Below are 5,760 nucleotides of genomic sequence, written 5' to 3'. Positions count from 1 at the left end.
TCATGACCAGACGCACAGTGCGGGGATTGTGAGTGATGGTGGGGCGAGGGTGGCGGCTGCGGTGCGGGATGTGGGTGCGGATGCGATGCCTCACGACCAGACGCACAGTGCGGGGATTGTGAGTGATGGTGGGGCCAGGGTGGCGGCTGCGGTGCGGACTGTGCGTGCTGATGAGGCGGCGCATGACCAGACGCACAGCAGCGGTGGCGGCGGTGGGGGCAGTAGCGACGGTGGGGGCAAGGTGGCGGCTGCGGTGCGGGATGTGAGCGAGGATGAGGCGCCTCATGACCAGACGCACAGCAGCGGTAGCGGCGGCGGTGGAAGCAGCGGTGGCGGCAGCGGTGCCAGCAGCGCCGGCGGCCTTCTGTCGCTCGAAGCCCGGGTGGCGGACGCGCTGCGTCCGGTGATCGAGGCGGAGCTGAGGGCGAGCGCGGCCAAGCCCGCGAGCGGTGCGTCCGGTCCGGGCAAGTCCTCGGGTGGTGGCTCAGGCCCCGCCGGGCCGCCGCCGGCCGGCGCGTAGTAGGGCGGGGACGATGACCAGCCCGACCACCATTCGCAAGGAGCCGCAAGTGCGCTCCGCCGTGTCCGCACCCCGCCTGGGCCTGGTCATCCTCAAGGTGGCCGGGCGGTGCAACCTGGACTGCACGTACTGCTACGAGTTCAACCTGGCCGACCAGACGCTGGCGGCGGGTCCGAAGACGATGTCGCAGGAGGTCTTCTCCGCGACGATCGAGCGGATTCGCCGCCACGCCGAACGCAGCGGCCAGAGCTCGGTCGCGCTGTCCTTCCACGGCGGGGAGCCGTGCCTGATCGGCGCCGCGCTCTTCGACCGCTGGTGCACCGAGGCCCGTCGGGAGTTGGCCGGCTTGCGGGTCACCATCTCCATGCAGACCAACGGGACGCTGCTCAACGCCCAGTGGATCGAGGTGCTGGAGCGGCACGGGGTGGACGTCGGGCTGAGCCTCGACGGCCCGCCGGACGTCCACGACACGTTCCGGGTCCGGCGCAACGGCAGCGGCTCGTACCGGGCGGTGCGGCGGGGCCTGGACCTGCTGCACGCCAGTAGCGTGCGGTACGGCATTCTCGCCGTGGTGCAGTTGGGCGCGGACCCGCTGCGTATCCACCGGCACTTCATGGACCTCGGCTGCCGCAGCGTCAGTTACCTGATGCCGGACATGACGCACGACACGATCGGCGACGTCCGGGAGAAGTACGGGCCCACGCCGTGCGCGGACTACCTGATCCCGATCTTCGAGCACTGGTGGCACAACTCCACGCTGGAGGTGCGGATTCGCAACTTCTGGGAGGTGTCCCGGCTGATCCTGGGTGGCACCAGCCACGTGGACGCGCTGGGCAACATCCCGCTGGGGTTCGTGGTGGTCAACCCGAGCGGGGACGTCGAGGGCCTGGATGTGCTGAAGGCCTGCGAGGACGGCATGACGCGGACCGGGATCAACGTGCTCCGGGACGACTTCGCCGACCTGGAGACCGCCAGCCCGCTGCACAGCCGGATGGTCTTCGACGGGGCTCCGCTGCCCGGCGACTGCGTCGGGTGCGTGGAGCAGTACACCTGCGCCGGCGGGTACCACCCGCACCGGTACTCCAAGGAGCGCGGGTTCGACAACCGCAGCGTCTGGTGCGCGGACCTGCTGAAGATCTTCGCGCATCTGCGTTCCCGGCTGGACGTTGAGCCCCGGGAGACGTTGCGGCTGCGGCGCGAACTCGGCCGTCCGGTGGGGGTGTAGCGGCCGTGGCGGGCTTGGCACTGACCCGTCGGCTGCCGGCGGTACTGCGCTGGGGGCCGGAGACGCACGAGCTGGTCGCGGTGGGGCTGAGCGGCCACGTCCGGGTGGTCCAGGACCGGCTGGTCCCGCTGCTGCCGGAGTTGACGCAGAATCAACTCGCCGAACTGGTCGGGCTGGACGATCGTGGCTGGCACCGGCTGCTGGCCGACCCGTCGGCGGTCGGCCTGCTCTGCGCCGGGCTCGGCAGCGCGGAGCCCGCCGCCACGGTCGCGGCGCTGCTGGACGGGCTGCGGGCGCGGCCCGGGGCCATGGTCCACGGCATTCCGGTCGACGTGTCGAGCGCCCGGACGGCACCGGTGTTCGCCCGGCTGGACGCCGCGTTCGACGGGGCCGCGGACCACGGCGAGGCGGAGCTCGAACGGGTGGGCCACATCCTCCGGGCGGCGCTGGGGGCGGCGGCGGCCAACGAGTACGTCGAGAGCGTGATCGTGGGCTGCGTGCGGACGATCTCGGTGCGCCGGGACGCCTCGCGCACGCCCTCGTCCTCCTCCTGGCCGCCGCTGCCCGGCTACCTCCGGCTGTGGAACGCCGACTTGGGCGATCTGTGCTGGACGGTGGACGCCCTCGTCCACGAGGCGGTGCACGGACTGCTGTACATGATCGAGGAGCAGGAGAGCTGGTTCACGGACCGGGCGGCCTGGCGGACGTCCTCGATGCGTTCGCCGTGGAGCGGACGGGACCTTCCGCTGCACTCCTTCGTGCATGCCTGCTTCGTCTGGTTCGCCCTGCTCTGCTTTTGGGCGGACGCCGAACTCGACGGCGCCGACGGCATGTTCCGGCAGGCATCGAAGGGCTTCGAGAGCGGCCGGCTGCCGGTCCTGATCCGGTCCCTGCACACCGTCGACGCCGGCGTGCGCGAGGTCCTGCTGGAGCTCGTCGCGCAGGCGGAGCAGGTGATCTCGTGCGTAAGGGAGCCGGTCCGATGAACGGCGGCTGGGGAGACCTTCCCGCGCTGAGCCGCGGGAAGAACGAGATGGGTGACGTCGCCGGATTCGTCGCCCGCTGGGCGGGCGGCACCGGGCGGAGCCCGCAAGTCGCCCTCCGGACCAGCGAGTTCGGAAACCGCAACAGTGACGGCAGTCCGGTGAGGCCCTCCGCCCGGGCGGTCGTGCCGGGCGACGGCATCGTGCTGGACGGCGAACCGGCCGGGTGGACCGGCGCCCTGGAGGACGGCGTGCGCGAGCTGGTGCCCGCCCTGGTCCGGGCGCTGGGCTGCGTGACCTACTCCAGCTGCCAGGGCCACGACTACCGAGAGTTGGGGCTGCCCAGCCGCACCCGGGAGGTGTGCGTGCTGGCTCGCACAGCCGAGGAGGCGGACCGCCTCACCCGCGAGCTGGGCGGGCGGCTGCACGCGGCGTCCGCCGCCCTGGACGGCCCGTACGTCCGGGTCGGCCTGCTCCGCGAGGACCTGCGCTGCCGGTCCACCGGCTCGCACTGGCAGTGCCTCAGCCTGCTGTTCGACCGTCCCGCCGAGGCCGGTTGGACCGAGTACTTCGCACACCTGGACGCCGCGACCGCAACCGTCGTCGGCCTGTTCGACGCGTGACCCGGAGGACATCGCCGTGAGCCGAGCCGCCGACCCCGCCGGTCAGTCGGACGGGGAGCTGGTCTACTTCCCCAACAGCAGTGACGCCGCGACCGCCGTCGTGCGGGACCCGAAGAAGGTCACCGTCCGCCTGGGGGCCCGGCCGGACGCCCTCGGGCCCACCACCGGCGGGCTTCTGCGGGAACGGGCCGCGCCGGTGGCGGAACTGCCCGAATACGGGCTGACCGTCTACGGGTTCAGCCCGACCGAGGCCGTCGAGGCGGTGCGGACGCTCAACCGGGAACGCGACGTGACGCATGCCGCGCCGGTGCTGCACCGGGCGGACGGGGACGGCGACGACATCTACCTCACCGACCGGTTCGTGGTGCAGTTCCGGCCCGAGGTCACTCGGGAGCGCATCGACGGGCTCAACGCCGAGCACGGGGTGACCGTCGTCGACCGACTCGGCTACGCCGCCAACGGCTTCCTGCTCGCCGCGCCGCCCGGGGAGGACGGCCTCGGCGCGCTGCACACCGCCAACGCCTACCGCGCCACCGGCCTCACCAGGTTCGCCCACCCCGACCTCATCACCCGCCGCCACCGGCGCACCGCCCTCGCGCCCGCCGCGACCAGGACGGGTCCCTCCGTCCGCGCGCTGCGCGACGTCGGATACGTCGCCCAGCAGTGGCACCTGGCGGCGGCCGGGGTGACGGACGCGTGGTCGCTCACCCACGGCGACCCGGGGATCAGCATCGCGGTGCTCGACGACGGGACCGACACCAGTCACCCCGAGTTCGCCGGAAAGCTCGGCCCGCAGTACGACTTCGCGAGCCACACCGCCGACGCCTCGCCGAAGTCGGACTTCGAGAACCACGGCACCGCCTGCGCGGGCGTCGCCACCGCCCGCGGCCTGCGCGCCGCCGGAGCCGCCCCCGAGTGCACCCTGCTGCCGGCCCGGTTCCCCGACTACCTGGGATCGGCCGACGAGGCCAGGATGTTCCAGTGGGCGGCGGACAACGGCGCCGACGTGATCAGTTGCAGCTGGGGGCCGCCCGACGGCCGCAGCTCGTACGTGCCGCTGCCCGGCAGCACCGAGGCCGCGACGGCCTACTGCGCCGAGCACGGGCGCGGCGGAAAGGGCATCCCGATCTGCTGGGCGGCCGGCAACGGCAACGAGTCCGTCGACACCGACGGGTACTCCTGCAACCCCCACGTGATGGCGATCGGAGCCACCACCGACCGGGGACGCCGCGCCTGGTACAGCGACCACGGCAACGCCCTCTGGATCTGCGCCCCCTCCAGCGGGGCCGCGTCGCTCGGCGAGCGCTCCGTCCTCACCAGCGACCGCACCGGCAACGCCGGCTACAACGACGGCAGCGAGGGCGTCGACCCGGCCTACACCGACTCCTTCGGCGGCACCTCGGCGGCGGCCCCCCTGGTGGCCGGCATCGTCGCCCTGATGCTGTCGGTCAACCCGCAGCTGACGGCGGACGACGTGCGCACCCTGCTGCGCGACACCGCCCGGACGGTCGGCTCCGGCTACGGCCCCGACGGCCACAGCCCCGACTACGGCTACGGCCAGGTGGACGCCCACGCGGCCGTCCTGGCGGCGCAGCGCCAGGCACCGAGCCGGCCCGCCGGGAGGCCGTCCATCACCGGCCCGGCCGACACGGACCGGTTCGGCCCGCCGCCGGTCTTCGCACTGGACCTCGACTCCGGCGGCACCCAGCTCTACTACGCGGTCGAAGTGGCGACCGATCCGCAGCTGTTCCAACGCCACGAGCACCAGGGCGACCGGACGCCGGACACCTTCTACGCGAGTTGGCAGGACTCCACCTTCCTCAGCAGCGCCGACTACCAACTCCCGGACGAAGCCTGGCAGTTGCTCCGCGAGGCCGACGCGCTGCACTACCGGGCCTGGTTCAGCACCTCGCCGACGCAGTGGCAGGGGACGTTCGCCTCCACCGAGGACGACGCCTACCTCCAGGCGCCCGCAGTCACCGTCACGTCCGGCGCACCGACCACGCATGACGCGCCGCAGACCCGCGAGGCGCCTCCCGCCGCGGGCGCGGCGGGCCGCGGCGCCGATGCCGACGAACAGGCGTGGCGCCGCTGGTGATCGGCCGCGCCCACGTCCGAGGGCCGCTCGCCGCTAGGCCCTGTCTCGTAATTGATCTTGGCTGTGGTCATTGTTCCTCGGCTCGAAGCCAGAGGATCAGTGATGCGAGGACGACGCCGGCTCGGTAGCGGTTGGCCAGTTTGTCGAACCTGGTTGCCACCGCCCGGAATTGCTTCAGCTTGGCGAAGCAGCGCTCGACGACGTTCCGCCCCTTGTAGGCGGTCCTGTCGAAGGCAGGTGGGCGCCCGCCGCGGCTTGCGCGGCGGGCGCGGCCGGCGATCTGGTCCCGGCGTTCGGGGATGGTCGCCTTG

Annotated in this window: 4 protein-coding genes and 1 pseudogene; 4 read left to right on the top strand and 1 reads right to left on the bottom strand. The window is 72.6% G+C overall.

All coding sequences use genetic code 11. The features are described 5' to 3' along the window. The first annotated feature begins 533 nt into the window (after positions 1–533). Genes IEZ12_RS37005 through IEZ12_RS40475 form a run of 4 tightly spaced genes read left to right on the top strand, consistent with a single transcriptional unit; the run spans position 534 to position 5,449 of the window. The gene (locus tag IEZ12_RS37005) at positions 534–1,745 is read left to right on the top strand and encodes a radical SAM protein (protein WP_189278784.1); all 1,212 of its coding nucleotides are present in this window, start codon (positions 534–536) and stop codon (positions 1,743–1,745) included. Between the two features lie 14 nt (positions 1,746–1,759). Then, positions 1,760–2,731, top strand: coding sequence for an aKG-HExxH-type peptide beta-hydroxylase (locus IEZ12_RS37000; RefSeq protein WP_189278782.1), 972 nt, complete (start codon positions 1,760–1,762; stop codon positions 2,729–2,731). Beyond that, positions 2,728–3,351 (top strand): hypothetical protein, encoded by a 624-nt coding sequence (locus IEZ12_RS36995; RefSeq protein ID WP_189278780.1) that lies wholly within the window; start codon positions 2,728–2,730, stop codon positions 3,349–3,351. The genes IEZ12_RS37000 and IEZ12_RS36995 overlap by 4 nt, the downstream gene beginning before the upstream one ends. A 16-nt stretch (positions 3,352–3,367) precedes the next feature. Further along, positions 3,368–5,449, top strand: a complete 2,082-nt coding sequence (locus IEZ12_RS40475; protein ID WP_189278778.1) for a S8 family serine peptidase — start codon at positions 3,368–3,370, stop codon at positions 5,447–5,449. Between the two features lie 67 nt (positions 5,450–5,516). Here IEZ12_RS40475 and IEZ12_RS36985 read toward each other — a convergent pair. Beyond that, positions 5,517–5,760: pseudogene (locus IEZ12_RS36985) on the bottom strand (IS5/IS1182 family transposase); the annotation flags it as partial.

Origin of the sequence: Kitasatospora griseola (genome assembly GCF_014648555.1) — a bacterium.
In the GTDB taxonomy this organism is placed as follows: Bacteria; Actinomycetota; Actinomycetes; order Streptomycetales; family Streptomycetaceae; genus Kitasatospora; species Kitasatospora griseola.
This window is presented reverse-complemented; position numbering and strand designations above follow the sequence as displayed.